Below are 22,373 nucleotides of genomic sequence, written 5' to 3'. Positions count from 1 at the left end.
AGGATCGCTGCGATCGGGGCCGGCGCTCTTGCCGGCCCTTCCTTTTTGGTCAATCTCCAGGCCAAGTCGCGGGTGCGCTGGCAGAGGACGGGGAGAGACGCATGCAGCTGAAGGACAAGGTGGCCGTCGTCACGGGCGCCGGCTCGGGCATCGGCCGGGATATCGCCCTCGCCTTCGCGCGGGAGGGCGCGAGCGTCGCGATCTGCGATATCGTCAAGGCCGGCGCCGACGAGACGGCCGGACGGATCGAAGCGGCCGGCGGCCGGGCGCTGGCGATCGAGATGGACGTCACCGACGAGGCTGCGGTCGCGAGAGGCGTCGACGAAGCGGCCAAGGTCTTCGGCGGCATCGACGTCATGATGTCGAATGCCGGCATTCAGATCGTCCACGCGGTCGAGGATTTTCCCTATGCCGATTTCCGCCGGATGCTGGACATCCATGTCGGCGGTGCCTTCCTCCTGACCAAGGCCTGCATCAAGCACATGTATCCCAAGGGCTCGGGCTCGCTGATCTATATGGGGTCGGCCCATAGCCACGAAGCCTCGCCGCTGAAGAGCGCCTATGTGGCCGCCAAGCATGGCATTCTCGGCTTTTCCCGCGTCATGGCCAAGGAAGGCGCCAAGCATGGCGTGCGCTCCAACGTCATCTGCCCCGGCTTCGTGAAGACGCCCCTCGTCGAGAAGCAGATTCCCGAACAGGCGAGGACGCTCGGCATTTCCGAGGAGGAGGTCGTGAAGCGCGTCATGCTCGGCTCGACCGTCGATGGCGAGTTCACGACGACCGAGGACGTCGCCGACCTCGCGATCTTCCTGGCCGGTTTCCGCTCCAACGCTCTGACCGGCCAGTCGATCACCGTCAGCCACGGCTGGCACATGGGCTGACACGAAACCAACCCCTTTCCGGCCGGCGAAGCGATCCGCGCAGCCCGGTCGGCCCCCCATGTTCGAAGCAGACGATAGGAGACGGTGCATGACGCAGGCGACCCGGCATCGGATCGTGATTCTCGGTGGCGGTTCGGGCGGGCTGGAGCTTGCCTCGGCTCTGGCCTCGCGCGGCGGGATCGCCGTGACGCTCGTCGATCGCGTCGGCTCGCATCTCTGGAAGCCCCGCCTGCACGAGTTCGCGGCGGGCACGGTGAACTCGACCCTCTCCGAGATCAGCTTCTACATGCTGGCCAAGATGCGCGGCTTCCGCTTCGAGCAGGGCAGCGTCGAGACGATCGACCGCGCCGGGCGGACCGTGCGTCTGGCCGCCATGCCCGGACCGAACGGCGAGGACTTCGCCGATGCCCGCAATGTTCCCTACGACACCTGCGTCGTCGCGCTCGGCGGTCTCACCGCCGATTTCGGCACGAAGGGCGTCGCGGAAAACGCCATCCGGCTCGATGCCAAGGTCGATGCGGACGCCTTTCGCGAGCGCTTCGTCTCGCTGATGATCCATGCGCGGGAGACGGGAGAGCCTGCCCGCATCGTGATCGTCGGCTCCGGCGCGACCGGCACGGAGCTGGCCGCGCATCTGCGCCTCTCCGAGCGCGCCTTCTTCGACCGCGAGGGCGAGGTGCAGGACAGACTGCTCGACCTCACCATCCTCGAAGCCGCGCCCGAGATCATGCCGGGCTCCGACGAGGATCTGCGCAAGGGCATCCTGAAGCGTCTGGCCGCGCTCGACGTCGCCGTCGTGACGGGCGCGAAGATCACCGCCGTCGAGCGCGACGTCGTGCGCAGCGACAGCGGCCACTGGCCCGCCGACATCACGGTCTGGGCCGCGGGCTCGATCGGCCTGCCCGTCCTGTCGAAACTGGCCGATTTCGAGCTGGACAACCGGGGCCGCCTGAAGGTCGACGCCTGCCTGCGCACGACGGTCGACGATCGGATCTTCGCGCTCGGCGATGCCGCGAGCCTCGTGCTGGAAGGCACCGAGCGCCCGCTGCCGCCGACGGCGCAGGTCGCGAGCCAGGAGGCCGCCTATCTCGCCGATGCCCTGCCGAAGGCGATCGACGGCTCGCCGATCCGTCCGTTCCGCTTCAAGGACAAGGGAAAGCTCGTCTCGCTCGGCAATGCCGGAACGGTCGGCCTCGTCGGCCTCGGCCGGCGCGACGACTTCTTCATCGACGGCCAGTTCGCCAAGGCCGCCTACCACGCGCTCCAGCGCCGGCACCAATGGGCGGTGCTGGGACCGCTGCGGGGCTCGGTCGCCATTCTGGCCGACGTGATTTCGCCGACCAAGGGGCCGGCGCTGAAGCTGCATGGATAAGGTGAGGGGTGGCCTTGCGTTGACGCGAGACACCCCCCTCTGGCCTGCCGGCCATCTCCCCCGCAAGGGTGGAGATCGGCAGCTTCAAGGACGGTTGTTCATTCTGAAATGCCCCTGACGAGACTGATCTCTCCCCTTGCGGGGGAGATGGCCGGCAGGCCAGAGGGGGGTGCCTCCCTCYGGCCTGCCGAATTCTGCCTCTCCGCCTACGCCGCCCGCTTCGTCTGCGCCCAGCCGGCCAGAACCTTGTCCAGCGTCATCGGATAGTCGCGCACGCGGACGCCGGTCGCGTTGTAGATGGCGTTCGTGACCGCCGCGCCGACGCCGCAGATGGCGAGTTCGCCGATGCCCTTGCCGGCGAGAAGCCCCGCCGCCGTGTCGCGCTCGGGGAGAAGCACGACCTCGAGCTGCGGCACGTCCGCATTCACCGGCACGTGGTATTCGGCGAGATCGTGGTTCACCATCAGGCCCGTGCGCGGGTCGATGATCAGCTCCTCGGTCAGCGCGCTGCCGATGCCGAAGATCTGCCCGCCGTAGCACTGCGAAGTCGCCGTCTTCTCGTTGAGGATGCGGCCGGCGGCGGCCACCGTCATCAGGCGGCGGACGCGCGCCTCGCCCGTCACGGCATTCACCGCGACCTCGCAGAAATGCGCGCCGTAGCTCGCCTGATGCGTTTCCTGGAAGGCCTTGCCCGGCTTGAACGTGCCGGTCACTTCGATCGGCTCGCCGCCCAGAACCTCGGCGATCGGCGTCCGCTTGTTGCCGGCCGTCGCCATCCCGTCCTTCAAGGTGAGATCGCCGGCCTCGACGCCGAGCTTCTTGGCGATGACGCCCGCAATGCCCTCGCAGGCGGCGTAGACCGAGGAGCCGGAGGAGTTGGCACCCCAGGAACCGCCGGAGCCCGGACCCTGCGGCAGCTTGGAATCGCCGAGCTTGACCGCGACATGGCCGAGCGGCAGGCCCAGCATCTCCGCCGTGATCTGCTGGAGGATCGTGTAGGTGCCGGTGCCGATATCGGTCATGTCGGTTTCGACCAGCGCGTGCCCGTCCGCCTGGAGCGTCACGCGGGCCTCCGAGGGCTGGAGGAGATTCTTGCGGCTGGCGGCGGCCATGCCGTAGCCGATCAGCCATTCGCCCTCGCGGCGCGACATCGGCGCCTTCGGGCGCTTCTCCCAGCCGAAGCGCTCCGCGCCCTCGTCCATGCACTCGATCAGCATGCGCGAGGAGAAGGGCAGGCCCTCCTGCGGGTCCACCTCCGGCTCGTTGCGCTTGCGGAACTCGATCGGGTCGAGGCCGAGCTTCTCGGCCATTTCGTCCATCGCGTTTTCCGTCGCCAGCATGCCGACGGCCTCGCCGGGCGCGCGCATGGAGGAGGAGAGGAGGATGTTCACATCCGCCTTGCGATGGGTGATCTGCCGGTTGTCGCCGGCATAGAGGAACTGCGTCGAAATGCCGGCGGGCTCGAAGAAGTCGTCGCCGCGCGTGTTGCCGGTGATGGTGTCATGGGCGATGGCGGTGATCCGGCCGTCCTTCGTCGCGCCGATGCGCACGCGCTGGATCGTGTCGGAGCGCCGGGAGGTGCCCTGGTAGACCTGCTGGCGTGTCAGCGCGACCTTGACGGGTCGCCCGATCTCGCGCGCGGCCATGGCGGCGAAGACCGATTCCGGCCCGATGCCGAGCTTGCCGCCGAAGCCGCCACCGATGAACGGGTTCACCAGATGGACGTGGCTTGCCGAGATGCCGAGCGCCTTGGCGAGCTGCGGCACGTTGGTCGAGACGAGCTGGTAGCAGCCGTAAAGCGTGAGGTCATTACCCTCCCAGACCGCGACGGCGGCATGAGGCTCCATGGCCGAATGGCTCTGGCTCGGCGTCGTGTAGGTTACGTCGAGCTGCGTTTCGGCAGAGGCGAAGGCCTTGTCGAACGAGCCTTTCTCGACCGTGGAGGGCATCGTCCCGTCGCCGGGATCGTAGGCCTCGTCCTTCTCTTCCGTAAGATCGTACTTGCCTTCGGAGGGCTCGATCTCGATCTCGACCAGCGAGGCCGCCTCGCGGGCGATCTCGAAGCTCGTCGCGACGACCATGCAGACGGGCTGGCCGAAATGCGTGACGGCGCCCTTGATGGAGGCGGGCTTGTTGTCGTTCGGATCGGCGGAGGCGCGGGGCGCGGTGTCGTCGACGACCACGTGAAGGACGCCGGCAAGGCTCATCGCCTTCAGCGTGTCGATGCGCTTGATCGTGCCCGAGCCCGTGCCGGCGGTGACGATATAGCCATAGGCGACGTCCTGCCCGCGAAGGTTCTCGTAGGCATAGGTCGCGCGGCCCGAGACCTTGAGCGGGCCTTCGAACCGGTCGACGCCCTTGCCGAGCACGGCGAGCGAGCCGCGGTCGAGCCGCGTTTCGCCGAGGCGCTTGTTGTTCTGCATGACCTTGGTGGTTCCGCTCATGCGGCAGCTCCCGTGGCTTCGGAGAGAACGGCCGGCAGCGTCCGGCGCACCAGCTCGATCTTGAAATCGTTTTCGCCCTGGCCGACGGCATCGGCGAGCAACCGGTCGGCGGCCTTGGCGAAGAGGTCGTCGGAGGGCGCCTGTCCCTCGAGAAGCGCCTCGACCGAGGCGTCGCGCCAGGGCATGTGCGCAAGCCCGCCGAAGGCGAGACGCACGTTGCGCATGACGCCGGCCTCGATGCCGACATTGGCGGCGACGGAGATCAGCGCGAAGGCATAGGACGCGCGGTCGCGGACCTTGCGGTAGACCTGCCGGCCGCCGAGCGGGGCGGGCAGGACCACGGCGGTGATCAGCTCGCCCGCCTGGAGGTTGGTCTCGATCTCGGGCGTCGTGCCGGGCAGGCGATAGAAGGCCTCGAGCGGCAGGAGGCGCGTCTCGCCCTCGGCGGTCAGCGTCTCCACCTTGGCATCGAGGGCGCGCAGGGCCACCGCCATGTCGGAGGGATGCGTCGCGATGCAATGTTCGCTGGCTCCCAGAATGGCATGAATGCGGTTGAAGCCGCCGATCGCGTCGCAGCCCGAGCCCGGCTCGCGCTTGTTGCAGGCCGCGTTCGTCTCGTAGAAATAGCTGCAGCGCGTGCGCTGAAGGAGATTGCCGCCGGTCGTCGCCTTGTTCCGGAGCTGCCCCGAGGCGCCCGCCAGAAGCGCGCGGGAGAGCAGCGGATAGTCCTGCCGGATGCGCTCGTCGGCGGCGAGATCGGAGTTCGGCACGAGCGCGCCGATCTTCAGGCCGTCACCCTCGGCCGCGATGTCGCGCAGCGGCAGATGCGTGATGTCGACGAGCTTCGTCGGCGTCTCGATCTGCAGCTTCATGAGGTCGAGAAGGTTCGTGCCGCCCGCGATGAAGCGGGCGCTCGACGCGGTCGCGGCGGCCGCGGCACCGGCGGAATCGGTCGCGCGGACGTAAGTGAAGGGGATCATGCGGCGTCCTTACGCTGCTCGGCGACCGGCTGGGCGCCGACCTCGCGAATGGCATCAACGATGTTCGGATAGGCCGAGCAGCGGCAGAGATTGCCGCTCATGCGCTCGGAGATCTCCTCGTTGGAGAGCGAAGCGCCGCCGCCGAGATCGGACGTGACATGGCTCGGCCAGCCCTTCTCGACCTCGCCCAGCATGCCGACGGCCGAGACGATCTGGCCGGGCGTGCAATAGCCGCACTGATAGCCGTCGTGCTTGAGAAAGCTTTCCTGCATCGGGTGGAGATCGCCGGGCGCGCCGAGGCCCTCGACCGTCGTAATCTCGTCGCCCTCGTGCATCACGGCGAGGGTCAGGCAGGAATTGATGCGGCGGCCGTTGACGAGCACCGTGCAGGCGCCGCACTGGCCGTGGTCACAGCCCTTCTTGGTGCCGGTGAGCGCGAGATGTTCGCGCAGCGCGTCGAGCAGCGAGGTGCGGACGTCGAGGTCCACCTCATGCTCCGTTCCATTGACCGTCAGTTGCATCCGATACTCCGATTATCATGATTCCAAACTACAAACGCATGAAACCGGATATGGGTGCAGGGGCTGCGACATCGACAACGGGCTAGATGGAAGCTAGTATTCCTGTGTCATTGAGCTGTGGTTGGAAGATGACTTATCCTTTCGAAAAGAGAGAGTGCGTCTCTAGCTCCGCATCTGGAAACGGGTCTTTGCCTTCGACGAAAGATGGCTGGGTTGTGTGGCCCACAGCCTTCATTTTCGTCGCTCCTCTTATTTTTTCGTTGTCAGCGGATTTTTCGTGGGATCTCTACCCACCGATATCGACAGCCAGTTTTTTCTTGTTTCTGGTTTATTCCTTGTCGCCAATCGTGGGGCTGGGTGCATGTGCCTGGTTCTTATTCAATCTCAGATGGAAGAAATTCTTCTCATATGCAGTCCTGCCGATGTTTTTTTACATGCAGGCCGTTTATCCGCACGTTGGATCAGCTGACATATCTCGATATATCTATTTCTTTACTCGCAAAACAACCTACGAAGAAGAGATTTCAGCATCTCATGCCGACAAAAAACCTCAGATGATGTGGTTCTTTTGGAGAGACGCATCCCCGATGTTTGGGCAGATCCTATTCTATATCGTCTATGATTCGAGTGACGAGCTTGCCAAGCCCAACGCGCTACGTTCGGCAGCATGGTCGGCGCGCGCCCAAAAGTCTTATACTGCGGCATTCGGATATCCGGCGGACACGACGATCCCGGATGATGCGGATCATCTGTTCGGCCATTACTATGTCGTAGCGCTCGTCTGGTAAGGTCTTAGAATTCGATGCCGCGCTGCGCCTTGATGCCGGAGCGGAAGGGATGCTTGATCGCCTCCATCTCGGTCACGAGATCGGCAAACTCGATCAGCTCCTCCTTGGCGTTCCGCCCGGTGATGACGACGTGCTTCATGGGCGGCTTCTTCGCCAGCACCGCCAGCACCTCGGCGAGGTCGAGATAGTCGTAGCGAAGGACGATGTTCAGCTCGTCGAGAAGGACGAGCTGGTGCTCCTCGTCCATGATCAGCTCGGTCGCCCGCGCCCAGGCCGCCTTCGCCGCCTCGATGTCGCGGCGGCGGTCCTGCGTCTCCCAGGTGAAGCCGTCGCCCATGGCGGTGATCGTCACCTCGCCGGGAAAGCGCTCCAGCGCCTGGCGCTCGCCGGTCTCCCACTTGCCCTTCACGAACTGCACGATGCCGACCTTCATGCCGTTGCCGAGCGCCCGGAAGACGAGGCCGAAGGCGGCGGTGGACTTGCCCTTGCCCTTGCCGGTGTGGACGATGACGAGGCCCTTCTCCTCGGTCTTGGTCGCCAGGATCTTGTCGCGCGCGGCCTTCTTTTTCTTCATCTTCTCGGCATGGCGCGCGTCGAGCTCCTCCTCGGTGAGGTTGGCGATCGCAGGGGAAATCTCGGCCATGTCGGTTCGTCCTGTTCAGTGTGCGCCGGCTGCGGCGGCGAGCATCATTCTTGCCGAGTTCGACCGGGGCGACCAGAGGCCGCGGTCGATCGCGTCCAGAAGCTTGGCGCTCATCTCGCGATAAGCCGGCTCATTGTTGGCGATGAGAAAGTCGCGCGAGGTCTCGTCGAGGAGATAGGCGACAAGCACCGCATCGAAATGATGATCGGCGACCGCCCCGGTCGTCGCGGCGAAGGCGACGAGATAGTCCACCGTCGCCGCCATCTCGAAGGCGCCCTTGTAGCCGTGGCGCATGACGCCCGCGATCCATTTGGGATTGACCACGCGGGCGCGCACGACGCGGGCGATCTCCTCCTCCAGCGTGCGCACCACGGGCCGCTCGGGCCGCGAATGGTCGTTGTGATAGATCGCGGGCCGCGCGCCGGAGAGATGCTCGGCGGCGGCCGTCATGCCGCCCTCGAACTGGTAGTAGTCGTCGGAATCGAGAAGATCGTGCTCGCGATTGTCCTGGTTCTGCACGACCGCGTCCAGCCGCGACAGCCGCGCCTCGAACTCGGCCCGCGCGCCGTCGCCCTCCGTCTCGAACCCGTAGGCATAGGAGCCCCAGACGAGATAGCCCTCGGCCAGATCGCCCGCGTCGCGCCAGCCGCCCTCGTCGATCAGCGCCTGGAGGCCGGCCCCGTAGGCGCCGGGCTTGGAGCCGAAGACGCGAAAGCCGGCTCGCCGGTCCGCCTCGGCGGGGGAGAGGCCGGAGCTTTCGAGCGCGGTCTTCTCCGCCGTCATCCGCGCCGCGATCGGGTTCTCCTCCGCCGGCTCGTCGAGCGCGCCGACCGCGCGCGCGGCGCGGTCGAAGAGCGCGATCTGGTCGGGAAAGGCGTCGCGGAAGAAGCCGGAAATGCGCAAGGTCACGTCGACGCGCGGGCGGCCGAGTTCGGCGAGCGTGCGGATCGCGTAGCCGGTGACGCGGCCGGAGGCGAGGTCCCAGACCGGCTTGGCGCCGATCAGCGCCAGCGCTTGCGCCAGATCGTCGCCGCCCGTTCGCATGTTCGCCGTGCCCCAGCAGGTGAGGCCGATGGCGGCCGGCCACTCGCCATGGTCCTGCAGATGGCGCGTGACGAGAAGCTCGGCCGAGGCCGCGCCCAGCGTCCAGGCGGCCGGCGTCGGAACGGCTCTCGTGTCCACCGAGAAGAAGTTGCGCCCGGTCGGCAGCACGTCCGGCCGCCCGCGCGACGGCGCGCCGGACGGGCCGGGCGCGACGAAGCGTCCGTCGAGCCCGGCCAGAAGCCCTGCGATCTCGGCGGGTCCGCAGGCGATCACGGACGGCTTGAGCCCGGAGGAGATCGCCTCCAGCACGCGGGCTGTGGACGGCATGTGGATATCCGGCCGGATGTCGCCGGAGACGAGGCCGGCCGCCAGGAGTTCGATCCGCTCCACCGTGTCGCCGGTCGTGCGCCAGGCATCGGTGGACAGGCTGTGGAGAAGCTGGGGACGGGGGCCGGCCCAGGGAGCGGAAAGATCGCAGTCGAGGGGGTCGAAGGGGGGCGGCAAGAGCCCCTCATCCGCCCTCCGGGCACCTTCTCCCCGCAGGGGAGAAGAATGGCGCGTCCCATCGACCGTTGCAGGACGGGGCTCCTTCTTCTCCCCTGCGGGGAGAAGGTGGCCCGAAGGGCCGGATGAGGGGACGCCCGCGTCGCGGGCGGGGGCGTCGCCCAGCCCCAGATCCCCCGCGATCGCCCGGTGCAGCGAGGCGTCCCCCGCCTCGTATCCGCGCGGCAGCCGCGCCAGCGCCACCGTGAGATCGGTCAGCAGCCGCCCGTCCGGCGAGACGCCGAAGACATGCAGCCCGTCCCGGATCTGCATCTCCTTCAGATCGCAGAGCCAGGCGTCGAGCCGCTCCAGCGCCTCGTCTCCGGTGTCCCCTCTGGCGATGCCGGCATCCGCCCCAATTCCCGCTTCGCCGAGGAGATCGAAGATCTGTCGCCTCAGAAGCGCGGTGCGCCGGACATCGCCCTCGGCCGCATAGACCTCGTCCACCAGCCGTTCGAGATCGCGCAAGGGGCCGTAGCTTTCCGCGCGGGTGAGGGGCGGGGTCAGGTGGTCGACGATGACGGCGGAGGCGCGTCGCTTGGCCTGCGTGCCCTCGCCGGGATCGTTGACGATGAACGGGTAGAGATGGGGCAGCGGCCCCAGCACCGCCTCCGGCAGGCAGTCCTGGCTGAGCGCCAGCGCCTTGCCCGGCAGCCATTCGAGATTGCCGTGCTTGCCCATGTGCACGATCGCATGGAGGCCGAAGACCTCGCGCAGGAAGGCGTAGGTCGCGATGTAATGATGCGGCGGCACGAGGTCGGGGGAGTGGTATGTCTCCTTGGGATCGATGTTGTAGCCGCGCGCCGGCTGGATGCCGACCATGACATGGCCGAACCGCGCGAGCGGCAGCGCGAAGCCGCGCGCCGGCTCGAAGAACGGATCGGCCTCCGGCGCGCCCCAGCGCTCCGTCACCGCGAGCCGGACGCTCTCCGGCAGCGCGGCGAAGGCCGTCGCATAGGCGTCCGGCGCCATCCATTCACGCACCTTGCGGTCGCGCCAGCCGGCATTGGTCGGGCCTTGCAGGAGATGCGCGACGAGGGCGTTGCCGTCGGCCGGGATCGCGCCGGTCTCGTAGCCCGCCGCCGTCATCGCCCGGAGCACTTCGATCGTGCCGGCCGGCGTGTCCAATCCGACCCCGTTGGCGATGCGCCCGTCCCGGTTCGGATAATTGGCGAGGAGGATCGCGACGCGGCGTTGGTTTGCCGGCGTCTGCCGCAGCCGCGCCCAGTTGCGCGCGAGGCGGGCGACGAAGGCGAGCCGGTCCGGAACCGCGCGATGCTCGACGATCTCGCATTCCGTCGCCTCGTCCCATTCGGCCGCCGCCTTGAAGGCGACCGCCCGCGTCATCACGCGCCCGTCCACTTCGGGCAGCGCGACGCTCATGGCGAGATCGCGGCCGGAAAGCCCGCGCAGGGACGAGGCCCAGTCCTCTTCGCGCCCGCCCGACAACACGGCCTGAAGCACGATCGCGCCGTTCTCCTCCAGCACGGTCGGGGTCCGCGTGCCCGATGGCGAGGACACGGCGAAGCCCGTGAGGTTCACGACGACGGACGGCGGCCGGCGCGCGAAGATCGCGCGAAGGGTCTCGGTGGAAACCGGGTCCTTCAGGCTGGAGACGAAGACGGGCAGCGCCTCGAACCCCTCCGCCTCCAGCGCCGCGCAGAGAGCCTCGACGGGCGCGGTCTGCCCGCTTTGAACGAGGGCGCGGTAGAAGACGACGGCAGCGGTCGGACGGTCGGGACTGGGAGTGCCGTGGTCGAGAAACGGCTCGCGCGCCATCGAGCGCGGCGCATCCGCCCCACCCCGCTCCAGCACCCCCGCCTTCATCAGCGGTCGCGCCTCGGCCTCGACAGGCCGCCCGTCGATCACCGCCCGGCATCCCGCCAGGAAGCCGTCCGCATTCGCCGCCCCGCCCTCGCAGAGGCAGCGCCAGAGCCGCTCGCGATCCGCCGTCGAGACGGTCGAAAACCGATCCAGACCCGGATCGGGCTTGTCGTCCCCCGGCAGCACCGCGAGCGCGACGCCCGTGCGCTGGGCCAGCGAAAGCAGCGCTTCGCAGCCATAGGGCCAGTACCCCGCGCCGCCGAGCAGCCGCACGACGATCAGCTTGGCATGGCGGAACGTGCGCTCGATCGACGTGTCGACCGACATGGGATGGCGGAGCCGCAGGAGGTTTGCCAGCCGAAGCGTTGGCGCGTCCGTCCCCAGCCGCCGCGCCGCGCCGGCGAGCGCCGCCAGTTCCGTGTCGGCGGCCGACAGCACCACGAGGTCGGCCGGCGACTGGCCGAGATCGACCGCCTCGCCGGCCTCCGCCACCGTGCCGGCGCGGGCGAGGAGGAGATGCATCAGGCGGCCTTGGCGGCCGTCGTCCCGAGCGCTGCGATGGTCGCCGAGATCTCGGCCTCGTCCAGCGCATCGTGCAGGCCGATCACGACGAGGCGCGTCTCGCGCGTCTCGCCCGGCGCCCAGGGCCGGTCGAAATAGGTCTCGATGCGATGGCCGACGGCCTGCACGACGAGCCGCGCCGGCTTGCCCGCGACGGCGGCGAACCCTTTCAGCCGCAGGATGTCGTGGCCTTCCAGAAGCACCTTCAGTCCTGCCGTGAGGCCGGCGACGTTCGACACCTCGCCGGCCTCCGCAACGAAGCTCTCGAAGTCGTCGTGGTCGTGCGGTTCGCCGCCCTCGTGCTCGATCTCGTGATGCGAGCGGCGGTCCGCGATGAGATCCTCCGTGCCGGCGCCGAGCCCGAGCAGGATCTCGGCGGGCAGCTTGCCGTGCTCGGCGGTCAGCATCTTCATGACGCGCCCGCCGGACGCCTCTTCCACCGTGCGGCGCACGCTCGCAAGGCCGGCATGGTCGAGGAGATCGGCCTTGTTGAGGATCAGGAGATCGGCCGCGCGGATCTGGTCCTCGAAGAGCTCCTCCAGCGGATCGTCGTGGTCGAGGCTTTCGTCGGCCGCGCGCTGCTCGGCGAGCTTGCCTTCGTCGCTGGCAAAGCGCCCGGCGGCGACCGCGGCGGCGTCGATCACGGTGACGACGCCGTCCACGGTGACGCGGGCCTTGACCTCGGGCCAGTTGAAGGCGGCGACGAGCGGCTGCGGCAAGGCGAGGCCCGAGGTCTCGATGACGATATGATCGAGCCGGTCGGCGCGCTCCAGAAGCTTCGTCATGGTCGGGATGAAGTCGTCGGCGACGGTGCAGCAGATGCAGCCGTTCGTCAGCTCGACCACGTCCTCCTCGCGGCAGGTCTCCACACCGCAGCCCTTCAAGAGGTCGCCGTCGACGCCGAGATCGCCGAACTCGTTGATGATCAGAGCGATGCGCCGCCCGCCGGCATTCTGGAGAAGGTTGCGGATGAGCGTCGTCTTGCCCGCGCCGAGAAAGCCGGTGACGACGGTTGCGGGAATCTTCGACACGAGTGTCTTCTGCATGGAGATCAGCCTTTGAGCTTCAGCGGCAGGCCGGCGGCGACGAAGTAGACGTCGCCCGCGCGGGCCGCGATGGATTGGTGGAGGCGGCCGGCATGGTCGCGGAAGGCGCGGGCCATGGCATTGTCCGGCACGATGCCGAGACCGACCTCGTTGGAGACGAGGACGACGGGCGAGAAGCGCTCGCGAAAGAGCATCTCGACCAGCGCCTCGCATTCGGCGGGAACGTCGCGATCGGCGACCATGAGGTTCGTTAGCCAGAGCGTCAGGCAGTCGACGAGGACGGCCGTGCCGAGCTGCGCGTGGCGCTCCAGCGCACCGCAGAGATCGAGCGGGGCCTCGGTGTCGCGCCAGCGGGCGCCCCGCCGGGCGCGGTGCTCGGCGATGCGCGAGGCCATCTCGGCGTCGCCGCCCGGATCGCCCGCGGTCGCGATGTAGAGCGGGTCCAGCGGAGAGGCCTCGATCAGCCCCTCCGCGAACCGGCTCTTCCCCGACCGCGCACCGCCGAGAACGAGCGTCGCGCCGTTGCGCAGGATCGGGACGGGCAGCGTCATGCGAGCGCCGCCGCCGGGCCGGCGTCGCGCTTCAGCCGGTCGAAGAGGACGCCGAGCGCGAGGCCGAGGATCAGCCAGAAGGCGAGCGAGGTGGCGAGCGAGGCGACCGCGAACTCGGCCGCCAGCGTCGGCGGCACGGGGCTCGTCAGATCCGCCGGCTGCGGCGCGCCGTAGAGCTGCGGCAGCACGAGCGCGAGGACGCCGAGCACTTTCAGGAGCGGCTTTCGGCCGAGGATCAGAAGCCCCGCGCCGAGCGCCGAGAGCGCCACGGTCGAGATCCACCAGAGCTGCCGGTCGGCGAGCTCGGCGGCCGGCATGGCGGGCAGTTCGGGCGCGAGGCCGAGCGAGGGCGCGAGCGAGACGACGCCGAAGCCGAGCGCGCCCCAGACGAGCCCGTTCGCCGCCGTGATCGGCCGGCCCGCGACGAGACCGACGGCGGCGAGGATCAGGGCGAAGCCGGAGCCGGTGACGAGATTGGCGAGGACCGTGCCGAGCAGCCGGCTTTCGACCAGCGCGGGTGCCTCGGCTTCCTCGTGCGCCTCGCCGGGTGCGGTGGAATGGGCGAGGAGCAGCGGCGCGTCATCGAGCGTACCGGCCTGCGCGGTGCCGACGAGGCCGGGCACGGATGCGTGCTCGTGCGGCGCGCCGCCGTCCTCGTAGGTTTCCGCATGGAGGATGAGGGGCACGATCCGGGCATATTGGATCGGGGTGAGGAGAAGCCCTGCGAGAAGGCCGGCGCCGAGCGCGGCGAGAAGGTAGCGGGTGATCATGGTTGGGTCCGTCCAGGATGGGCATCCAACGCTTGCGCCGGCGCCGGGCGGCGACGTCGGCAAGCGTGGCGATACGGCGAAGCGTCCGATCTCCCCCCTTGAGGGGGAGATGCCTGGCAAGGCAGAGGGGGGGCGCCGAGGAGCGCTGCCGTCGAAGTCCATCGACGCCACGCGACCGAAAGGCCAAGCACGACGTCACGCGATCCGACCATCTCGCGAGGCGCCCCCCTCTGCCTTGCCAGGCATCTTCCCCTCGAGGGGGGAGATCGGCGGCTTCAAGCGAAGCTCAAACGCTCAATGGCAGGGAAAGCCGAAGCCGTGGCGGACATCGTGGGCGGTGTCGTGCAGGGTCTGGGCGGAGGCGAAGCCGGCGCCCCAGACGAGGACGAGTCCGAGGATCATCGCGGAAAGGCCCGCGAGAAGGCGGGTGGACGTGGCGACAGCGGCGGGCGCTGCGACCCCATGCGGGGCGGTGTGGGAAACGGACATGCTCAACCTCCGTGAAGGCGCGCGGAATCGCGGCCTTTTCCAAGGGATGGCAGGTCTCCTGGCTCGCGGGTCGTCGGTCTCTTCCTGCCTTCCCAGCCCCTTGCGGCGCCAGTGGCGTTTCCCCCTGCGCAAATGCCGAAGGCATTTGTCGCTGCGCAAATGCGGATGGCGCTTGTCGCTGCGCAAATGCCGAAGGCATTTGTCACCACGCAAACGCGATCAGCGTTCGTCGCCGCGCGAATTCGCTGACGCGAATCGCGGGGGTGGAAGGACCTCGCCGCTCTACAGTCGCGGGGTCGGCTGCGACGCGGGACCCCGATTGGGTCGTCCCTTCGCATTCCCTCTTAGCCGATGGCGCAAGATCAGCGCCGCCGGACCATCCACTGCCGAGGATAGACGCATTCCAGACCCTGTCAACGAATCCCGCGATCGACGGATGGCGAGGCCGGCCTACCTGTCAGCCGAGTCAGTCGATATCGAAAGTCCCGACCCATGATCCACCCAGCTCTCGCCCCCGGCCATGCCGCCGTCGTCACGGGAGGCGCCGGCGGCATCGGCCTTGCCAGCGCCCGCCGCTTCGTCGAGGCCGGGCTCTCCGTTCTCATCGCCGACGCGAACGAGGCCGCGCTCGAGAGCGCCGCGGCCGAGCTTCGGACGGCAGCATCGGGCGGGGCCCGCATCCTCGCGCGCAAGGTCGACGTCGCCGAGCGCGGAGAGCTGGAAGCGCTGGCCGACGAGGCCTTTGCCGCCTTCGGGCGCGTGAACGTCCTCATGAACAATGCCGGCATCCAGCCGGGCAGCGGCATCTTCGGCCCCGAGGAGGCCTGGGCGCGCGTGCTTGCCGTCAATCTCGGCGGCGTCGTCTCGGGCTGCCAGACCTTCGTGCCGCGCATGCTGGCCTCCGGCGAGCCGGGCCTCGTGATCAACACCGGCTCCAAGCAGGGCATCACCACGCCGCCCGGCGACCCCGCCTACAACGTGGTCAAAGCCGGCGTGAAGGCCTTCACCGAGGCGCTGGAGCACGAGCTGCGCGGCACGGAGGGCGGGCGCATCTCCGCCAAGCTCCTGATCCCCGGCTTCGTCTTCACCAGGCTCACCGCCAAGGGCCGCACCGAGAAGCCCGCCGGCGCCTGGACGCCCGACGAGACGGCCGACTTCATGCTGGAGCGCATCGCCGCCGGCGACTTCTACATCCTCTGTCCCGACGGCGAGGTGACGCGCGAGATGGACGAGGCGCGCATTCTCTGGGCGGCCGGCGACATCGTGGACAACCGCCCGCCGCTGTCGCGCTGGCACGGCGGCTACGACGCCGAGTTCAAGGCCTTCCTGGCGGAGAGGACGAAGGCCTGACGTTCCCGCGCGGAACCGCTGACGCGCCTGCGCGGAACCGCTACCGCGTCCGCGCGATCGCCAGCAGGCGGTCGGTGTCGAGATGCGTTTCCAGCGCGTCGGCCAGCGCGTCGAGCGCGGCTTCGACGCCGGCCCGGTGGTCGCGCGCGGCGACATCGTGTCCGAGGCCGGCCAGGAAGCGACGGCGCCAGCCGTCGGCGGTGAAGAGGCCGTGGAGATAGGTGCCGAAGATCCGCCCGTCCGCGCTCCGCGCCCCGTCCGGCACGCCGCCGGAAAAGACGACCGGCCGCGCGCAGTCGGGGCCGGTCGTGCGGCCGAGATGGATCTCGTAGCCGGTCAGCGCCTCGCCCTCCGGCGTTTCGGCCAAGACCTCGCGCACCGTCTTCTCCGGCGCCATCACGGTCTCGACGTCGAGCAGGCCGAGCCCTTCGGCCTCGCGCTCGGAGCCCTCGATCCCGTGCGGGTCGAGCACCCGCCGCCCCAGCATCTGATAGCCGCCGCAGAGCCCGACGATCTGCCCGCCGCGCGCGGCATGGGCGGCGAGGTCGCGGTCCCAGCCGGCCGCGCGGAAGGCGGCGAGGTCCGCGATGGTCGATTTCGAGCCGGGGATCAGCACGAGCCGGGCGCGCTCCGGCAGCGTCTCGCCGGCCTTCACGAACACGACCTCCACGCCGGGCTCGGCCGCCAAAGGGTCGAGATCGTCGAAGTTCGCGATCCGCCCGAGCATCGGCACGGCCACCGTCAGCGCGCCCGGAGTCTGCCGGCCGAGCCGCTCCAGCGCGACCGAATCCTCCGCCGGCAGACGCGCGGCGGCGGGAAGATGCGGCACGGTGCCGAGCGCCGGCCAGCCGGTGAAGCGCGTGACGGCTGAGAGCCCCTCGTCGAAGAGCGAGACGTCGCCGCGGAACTTGTTGACGATGAAGCCCCGGATCATCGCCCGGTCGGCCTCCTCCAGCACCGTGTGCGTGCCGACGAGCGAGGCGATGACGCCCCCCCGGTCGATATCGCCGACGAGGACGACCGGCACGTTCGCCGCCGTCGCAAAGCCCATGTTCGCGATGTCGCCGGCGCGAAGGTTGATCTCGGCCGGCGAGCCCGCGCCCTCCACGATCAGGAGATCGGCGTCCTGCGAAAGCGAGGAGAAGCACTCCAGCACGCGGCCGAGCAGGTCCGGTTTCAGCCGCTGATAGTCGCGCCCGCTGGCCTGGCCGGCGACGCGGCCGGCGACGACGATCTGCGAGCCCGTCTCCGATTGCGGCTTGAGAAGCACAGGGTTCATCCGCACGTCGGGCGCGACGGAACAGGCGAGCGCCTGGAGCCATTGCGCCCGCCCGATCTCGCCCATGTCCGCGCTGCCGGGAATGGCGGCGACGGCGGCATTGTTCGACATGTTCTGCGGCTTGAAGGGGCGCACGCGAAGGCCCCGCCGCGTGAAGAGCCGGCAGAGCCCGGCGACGAGCACGGTCTTGCCGACATCCGATCCCGTGCCCTGGAGCATGATCGCGGCGGGCCTCTGCCCGGATGGGCGGGCCGTCATCCCAGAAGCAGCTTGGTCGCCAGCGCAAGGCAGGTGACGACGAGAAGCGGCCGGATGATCTTCGAGCCGAAGCGCATGGCAAATCCCGCCCCGACCCTTGCGCCGACGAACTGCGCGACGCCCATGGCAAGGCCGAGCTTCCAGAGGACGCCGCCCGTCGCGGCGAAGACGACGAAGCCGCCGACATTGGAGGCGAAGTTGAGAAGCTTGGTGTGGGCGGTCGCCTTCAACACGCCGAAGCCCGCCAGCGTGACGAAGGCGAGCATGAAGAAGGAGCCCGTGCCCGGCCCGAACAGCCCGTCATAGGCCCCGATCAGCGGCACCACGACGAGCGCGAAGACGACCGGCGAGAGGCGCCGCCCGGCATCCTCGTCGGAGAGGCCCGGCTTGAAGGCGAAGAAGAGCGCGATGGCGATGAGGAGCGCGGGAAGGATCGTCTTCAACACGTCCGTCGAGAGCACCTGCGCGCCGAGCGCGCCGAGAACCGCCCCGGCGAAGGAGAGGAGGGCGGTCGGCCCGAGCTTCTTCAGATCGACATGGCCCTTGCGCGCATAGGCGAGCGAGGCCGAGCCGGAGCCGAAGAGCGACTGCAGCTTGTTCGTGCCGAGCGCCGTCAGCGGATCGACGCCGCCGATGAGGAGCGCCGGCACGGTGATCAGCCCGCCCCCGCCCGCGATCGCGTCGATGAAGCCGGCGAGAAAGCCGGCCGCGACGAGGAGGAGGAAGGTCTCGGTGAGCATGGGCTATGTTCCGGCGGCGTGGCTGCTGCCTATCCCGCTCCGCCCGCTTTGGAAAGCGCTTGAACGGCCAGCGCCCGGGATTTGACGGCAGGCCTTCCGTGCTGTTTACCCGTTGCCGTACTGACGGTGCCCCGAAGGGGGCTCTCCAGCGATTCCGGTGAGGCCGACCCAAGCAGGGGGCCAGGACGGAAGCTGTCGGATCGGTCCGCTCGAGGCATCGGCCTCCGGCGCTCCTCCGGCGATGTTGAACGGAGGAGACGATGATGAACGCTTTGATGCTCTGCGGCCATGGCAGCCGGGATGCCGCCGCGATGGAGGAATTCTCCGGCCTTGCGGCCAAGCTCGTGAAGCGCCTGCCCGACTGGACGGTCGAGCACGGCTATCTCGAATTCGCCCGGCCCGTGATCCGCGAGGGGCTCGACCGCCTGCGCGAAGGCGGCGCGCGGCGCGTGCTCGCGCTGCCCGGCATGCTGTTCGCCGCCGGCCACGCCAAGAACGACATCCCTTCCGTCCTCAACACCTATGCCGCCGCGAACGGCCTTCCCATCGACTACGGGCGCGAGCTCGGCATCGACCCGAAGATGATCCGCGCCGCCGGCGAGCGCATTCGGGAATGCCTGCGGGCGAACGGCTGGCGCGACGGCGAGCCGCTGCACGACACGATGCTCGTCGTCGTCGGCCGCGGCGCTTCCGATCCCGACGCCAATTCCAACGTCGCCAAGGTCATGCGCATGCTCTGGGAGGGCCTCGGCTTCGGCTGGGGCGAGACGGCCTATTCCGGCGTCACCTTCCCGCTGGTCGGCCCCGGCCTCGAACACGCCAGCCGCCTCGGCTACCGCCGCATCGTCGTCTTCCCGTATTTCCTCTTCACCGGCGTCCTCGTGCGCCGGATCTTCGACGAGACCGACATCGTCGCGGCGCGCCATCCCGAGATCGCCTTCCTGAAGGCGCCCTATCTCGGCGCGCACGATCTCGTGGTCGAGACCTTCGTGGACCGTCTTCACGAGATCCTCGACGGCACGAACAACATGAACTGCGGCATGTGCAAATACCGCGAGCAGGTGCTGGGCTTCGAGGCGGAGGTCGGCTTGCCGCAGGAGAGCCACCACCACCATGTCGAAGGCATCGGCTCCTCCGCCGACTGCACGCTCTGCGACCGCGCCTGCACCGGCGCCTGCAAGACCGCGCCCGCCAAGGCGCTGGCCGATCACCGGCATGGGCAGGATCATGCGCATGGTCATGCCCACGACCACGACCACCCGCACGGCTCGGATCACGGCCACCATCACCACGACCACGCCGCCGCGCACGGGCACGTTCATGACCACGCGCACGGGCACGATCACGATCACGGCCATGACCATGGCCATTCCCACGGCCCCGCTGCCGCCCATGGCCATGACCATGGCGCCCACGATCACGTCCACCACCCCTATCCCCATGCCGACCATCCGCTCGGCCCGCGTTCCATGGCGAGGCGATGAGCCGTTTCGATCGATATGTGATGGTGGACTGGTCGGCTTCGAACACGCCGACCGGCGGCAAGGATTCCATCTGGATCGGACGGGCCGAGCGCGAGGGACGGAGCGTCGCGCTTCAGCCGAGCCGCAATCCCCGCACGCGGCACGAGGCGATGGAGATCGTGGAGGCCGAGATCCGGTCCGCGGTCGAGGACGGCGCCCGGCTTCTGCTCGGCTTCGACTTTCCCTTGGGCTATCCGAAGGGCACGGCGGCCAAGCTCGGCGGCGGCGCCGACTGGCGCTCGCTCTGGCGGCAGATCGCCTCGCTGATCCGCGACCGCGACGACAACACGTCCAACCGGTTCGAAGTGGCGGGACGGCTGAACCGGACGGCCTTCGCCGACGGCCCGATGTTCTGGGGCCGGCCCTCCCATCTCGACATCGCGGGCCTTTCCATCACGAAGCCGGTTCCCTATCCCGGCACGATCGCCGAACGGCGACATTGCGAATTGCGGGCGCCGCGGGCCCAGCCGGTCTGGAAGCTGGCCTATGCCGGCAGCGTCGGGAGCCAGGCGCTTCTCGGCATCGCGCGCCTCGAAGCGCTGCTCGCCGAGCCCGACCTGCGCGAGCATGTCGCGGTCTGGCCGTTCGAGACCGGCTTCGCGGATCGTCCCGCCGCGCCCTGCATCATCGCGGAAATCTATCCGTCGCTCTTCCCGGTCGCGATCGAGGGGCGATCCTGTCTCGATGAAGCTCAGGTCGAGACCCTGGCCGAGGGCTTCGCCAAGGCGGATGCGCGGGGGCAGTTGGCGGAGATGATGGCGCGTCCCGAGGGGCTTGCCGACGACGACCATGACGCCGTCCTCTCCGAGGAGGGCTGGATTCTCGGCATCGGAAGCCCCGGCTTCGCGACGGATGTACCGGAGGCGGCGCCTGTCCCCGAACCCCTTCGCTATCTCCGCGATCCCGCCGCGATCTATGCCGCGAGCTTCGCCGCGATCCGGGCGGAAGCCGATCTGTCGCGCGTGCCGGAGGAGGCGCGCGATCTCGCGATCCGGCTCGTTCATGCCTGCGGAATGCCCGATCTCCTCGGCGATCTTGAGGTCTCGACCGGCGCCGTGGAGGCCGGACGTGCGGCGCTGGCGGCGGGTCGCCCGATCCTCTGCGACGCCGAGATGGTCGTCCACGGCATCATCCGGCGACATCTTTCTGCTGGAAACGCTATTCTTTGCCGGCTGAACGATCCGGCCGTCGCCCCGCTCGCGGCGCGCCTGGAGACGACTCGCTCGGCCGCGCAGGTCGATCTCTGGGACGATGCGCTGGAAGGCGCGGTCGTCGCCATCGGCAACGCGCCGACCGCGCTCTTTCGGCTGCTCGAGCGGCTGGATCGGGGCGCCCCGCGCCCGGCCGTCATCCTCGGCCTGCCCGTCGGCTTCGTCGGCGCGGCGGAATCGAAGGCCGAACTGTCGCGCCACTCGCGCGGCATTCCCTTCGTCACGGTCCATGGCCGGCGCGGCGGCTCCGCGCTGGCCTCGGCCGCCGTCAACGCGCTCGCCGCCGGTCTCGCCGGAGGCATCGCATGAGTCCGCGCTGGCTGACGATCGTCGGCATCGGCGACGGCGGGTTCGCCACGCTGACGCCGGAAGCGCGCGCCGCCCTCGGCACGGCGACGACGATCTTCGGCGGCAAGCGCCATCTCGCCATGCTGGGCGAGCACCGGGCGCGCCGCGTGGAATGGCTACAGCCCTTCGCACGCTCCCTCGACGCCATCGCCGAGCGCAGGGGCCAGCCGACCGTCGTGCTCGCCACCGGCGATCCCATGTGGTTCGGCGTCGGCGCGACGCTCGCGCGCTCCTTTCCGGCGGAGGAGATGCGCGTCCTCTCCGCGCCCTCGGCCTTCTCGCTGGCCGCCGCCCGCCTCGGCTGGCCGCTGGAGGAAACGATCTGCCTGACCGTCCACGGCCGTCCGCTCGAGGCCGTGACGCGCCATCTCCAGCCGGATGCGCGGCTCCTCGTCCTCTCCGAAGGCGGCGAGAGCCCGCGCGCTTTGGCGCGGCTTCTCACCTCGCGTGGCTACGGGCCAAGCCGGCTCACCGTTCTGGAGCATATGGGCGGGCCGAAGGAGCGCGTGCGCGAGACGAGCGCGGGGGATTTCGATCTCGGCGAGGTCGCCGATCTCAACACGGTCGCGGTTCTCTGCCGGCCCGGCCGCGCCGCCGAGCCTCGCCCGATGGTGCCGGGCCTTCCCGACGAGAGCTTCATCCACGACGGCAAGATGACCAAGCGCGTCCTGCGCGCGCTCGCCATCGCGGCCCTCGCGCCGATGCCGGGCGATCTTCTCTGGGATGTCGGCGCGGGGTCCGGCTCGATCTCGGTCGAATGGCTGCGCGCCGGCCGGGGTCTGCGCGCCTTCGCCATCGAGCCGGTCGAGGCGCGGCGCCGGATGATCGCGGAGAACGCGGCGGCCTTCGGTGTGCCCGAACTCCAGATCGTCGCCGGCCATGCGCCCAATGCCTTCGCGGCCCTGGAGGCGCCGGACGCCGTCTTCCTCGGCGGAGGCCTGTCCGATGGCGTGTTCGACGCCGCCTTCGCCGCGCTGAGGCCGGGCGGTCGCATCGTCGCCCATGCGGTGACGCTGGAATCGGAGGCCATCCTGACCGGCCTTCATGCCGAGCACGGCGGCGAGCTCATGCGCGTCGCAGTGGAGAAGGCCGAACCCGTCGGCCCCTATCGCGGCTTCAAGCCCTCCATGACCGTGGCGCACTGGCACTTGACGAAGGCTCCGGCATGAGCGGGCGGAACCCTGTTCCCGTCGTCGCCCACGCCGCG

The 22,373-nt window shown here is 69.1% G+C and carries 18 protein-coding genes and 1 riboswitch; of the genes, 7 read left to right on the top strand and 11 right to left on the bottom strand.

All coding sequences use genetic code 11. From position 1 onward, the window contains the following. The first annotated feature begins 101 nt into the window (after positions 1 to 101). Positions 102 to 881, top strand: coding sequence for a 3-hydroxybutyrate dehydrogenase (locus ASG62_RS09260; RefSeq protein ID WP_056688190.1), 780 nt, complete (start codon positions 102 to 104; stop codon positions 879 to 881). A gap of 88 nt (positions 882 to 969) precedes the next feature. Continuing rightward, positions 970 to 2,253 (top strand): NAD(P)/FAD-dependent oxidoreductase, encoded by a 1,284-nt coding sequence (locus ASG62_RS09255; protein WP_057180367.1) that lies wholly within the window; start codon positions 970 to 972, stop codon positions 2,251 to 2,253. 206 nt (positions 2,254 to 2,459) lie between these two features. Here the strand turns inward: ASG62_RS09255 and ASG62_RS09250 are convergent, their stop codons facing one another. From ASG62_RS09250 to ASG62_RS09240, 3 genes are read right to left on the bottom strand one after another with little or no spacing between them, the layout of a single operon-like run. Continuing rightward, the gene (locus ASG62_RS09250; RefSeq protein WP_156382035.1) at positions 2,460 to 4,697 is read right to left on the bottom strand and encodes a xanthine dehydrogenase family protein molybdopterin-binding subunit; all 2,238 of its coding nucleotides are present in this window, start codon (positions 4,695 to 4,697) and stop codon (positions 2,460 to 2,462) included. Beyond that, complete coding sequence (locus ASG62_RS09245; protein ID WP_056688184.1) at positions 4,694 to 5,677, bottom strand: FAD binding domain-containing protein; 984 nt, start codon at positions 5,675 to 5,677, stop codon at positions 4,694 to 4,696. The genes ASG62_RS09250 and ASG62_RS09245 overlap by 4 nt, the downstream gene beginning before the upstream one ends. After that, complete coding sequence (locus tag ASG62_RS09240) at positions 5,674 to 6,198, bottom strand: 2Fe-2S iron-sulfur cluster-binding protein (RefSeq protein WP_082536876.1); 525 nt, start codon at positions 6,196 to 6,198, stop codon at positions 5,674 to 5,676. The genes ASG62_RS09245 and ASG62_RS09240 overlap by 4 nt, the downstream gene beginning before the upstream one ends. A gap of 215 nt (positions 6,199 to 6,413) precedes the next feature. Between ASG62_RS09240 and ASG62_RS26345 the strand changes: the two genes are divergently transcribed. Next, positions 6,414 to 6,986 (top strand): hypothetical protein, encoded by a 573-nt coding sequence (locus ASG62_RS26345; protein ID WP_156382034.1) that lies wholly within the window; start codon positions 6,414 to 6,416, stop codon positions 6,984 to 6,986. Positions 6,987 to 6,990: 4 nt separating this feature from the next. On the opposite strand, the gene cobO is transcribed toward ASG62_RS26345, so the two are convergent. The 6 genes from cobO to ASG62_RS09205 form a co-directional block, all read right to left on the bottom strand. After that, positions 6,991 to 7,629: a cob(I)yrinic acid a,c-diamide adenosyltransferase gene (cobO, locus tag ASG62_RS09230; protein WP_056688178.1), complete on the bottom strand. Its 639-nt coding sequence runs from the start codon at positions 7,627 to 7,629 to the stop codon at positions 6,991 to 6,993. Positions 7,630 to 7,644: 15 nt separating this feature from the next. Continuing rightward, the gene (gene cobN, locus ASG62_RS09225; protein ID WP_056688174.1) at positions 7,645 to 11,562 is read right to left on the bottom strand and encodes a cobaltochelatase subunit CobN; all 3,918 of its coding nucleotides are present in this window, start codon (positions 11,560 to 11,562) and stop codon (positions 7,645 to 7,647) included. Next, positions 11,562 to 12,647, bottom strand: a complete 1,086-nt coding sequence (cobW, locus tag ASG62_RS09220; RefSeq protein WP_056688171.1) for a cobalamin biosynthesis protein CobW — start codon at positions 12,645 to 12,647, stop codon at positions 11,562 to 11,564. Before cobW ends, cobN begins: the two co-directional genes overlap by 1 nt. Before the next feature lie 5 nt (positions 12,648 to 12,652). Further along, complete coding sequence (cobU, locus tag ASG62_RS09215; protein WP_056688168.1) at positions 12,653 to 13,198, bottom strand: bifunctional adenosylcobinamide kinase/adenosylcobinamide-phosphate guanylyltransferase; 546 nt, start codon at positions 13,196 to 13,198, stop codon at positions 12,653 to 12,655. Beyond that, positions 13,195 to 13,968, bottom strand: coding sequence for a CbtA family protein (locus ASG62_RS09210; protein ID WP_056688164.1), 774 nt, complete (start codon positions 13,966 to 13,968; stop codon positions 13,195 to 13,197). Before ASG62_RS09210 ends, cobU begins: the two co-directional genes overlap by 4 nt. A 294-nt stretch (positions 13,969 to 14,262) precedes the next feature. Further along, complete coding sequence (locus ASG62_RS09205) at positions 14,263 to 14,457, bottom strand: CbtB domain-containing protein (protein WP_056688161.1); 195 nt, start codon at positions 14,455 to 14,457, stop codon at positions 14,263 to 14,265. 30 nt (positions 14,458 to 14,487) lie between these two features. After that, a riboswitch (cobalamin riboswitch) is annotated at positions 14,488 to 14,853 on the bottom strand. Positions 14,854 to 14,949: 96 nt separating this feature from the next. On the opposite strand from ASG62_RS09205, the gene ASG62_RS09200 reads away from it, so the two are divergent. Then, a complete protein-coding gene (locus ASG62_RS09200) occupies positions 14,950 to 15,807 on the top strand; it encodes an SDR family NAD(P)-dependent oxidoreductase (RefSeq protein WP_056688158.1) in 858 nt (285 codons plus the stop codon). 40 nt (positions 15,808 to 15,847) lie between these two features. On the opposite strand, the gene ASG62_RS09195 is transcribed toward ASG62_RS09200, so the two are convergent. Together ASG62_RS09195 and ASG62_RS09190 are read right to left on the bottom strand one after the other, a co-directional pair. Further along, a complete protein-coding gene (locus tag ASG62_RS09195; protein WP_244487430.1) occupies positions 15,848 to 17,305 on the bottom strand; it encodes a cobyric acid synthase in 1,458 nt (485 codons plus the stop codon). Positions 17,306 to 17,340: 35 nt separating this feature from the next. Beyond that, on the bottom strand, positions 17,341 to 18,084 hold the full coding sequence (locus ASG62_RS09190; protein ID WP_056688151.1) for a TSUP family transporter: 744 nt from the start codon (positions 18,082 to 18,084) through the stop codon (positions 17,341 to 17,343). 263 nt (positions 18,085 to 18,347) lie between these two features. On the opposite strand from ASG62_RS09190, the gene ASG62_RS09185 reads away from it, so the two are divergent. From ASG62_RS09185 to ASG62_RS09175, 3 genes are all read left to right on the top strand, one after another. Then, the gene (locus ASG62_RS09185) at positions 18,348 to 19,568 is read left to right on the top strand and encodes a sirohydrochlorin chelatase (RefSeq protein ID WP_056689363.1); all 1,221 of its coding nucleotides are present in this window, start codon (positions 18,348 to 18,350) and stop codon (positions 19,566 to 19,568) included. Between the two features lie 866 nt (positions 19,569 to 20,434). Continuing rightward, complete coding sequence (locus tag ASG62_RS27545) at positions 20,435 to 21,127, top strand: precorrin-8X methylmutase (RefSeq protein ID WP_274532614.1); 693 nt, start codon at positions 20,435 to 20,437, stop codon at positions 21,125 to 21,127. After that, entirely contained in the window at positions 21,124 to 22,335 is a 1,212-nt protein-coding gene (locus tag ASG62_RS09175) for a bifunctional cobalt-precorrin-7 (C(5))-methyltransferase/cobalt-precorrin-6B (C(15))-methyltransferase (RefSeq protein WP_056688149.1), read from the top strand. Before ASG62_RS27545 ends, ASG62_RS09175 begins: the two co-directional genes overlap by 4 nt. Positions 22,336 to 22,373 lie beyond the last annotated feature (38 nt).

Source organism: Aureimonas sp. Leaf427 (assembly GCF_001425485.1).
Lineage (GTDB): Bacteria > Pseudomonadota > Alphaproteobacteria > Rhizobiales > Rhizobiaceae > Plantimonas.
Note: the sequence above shows the minus strand (reverse complement) of the source record. Positions and strands in the feature narration are given on the sequence as shown.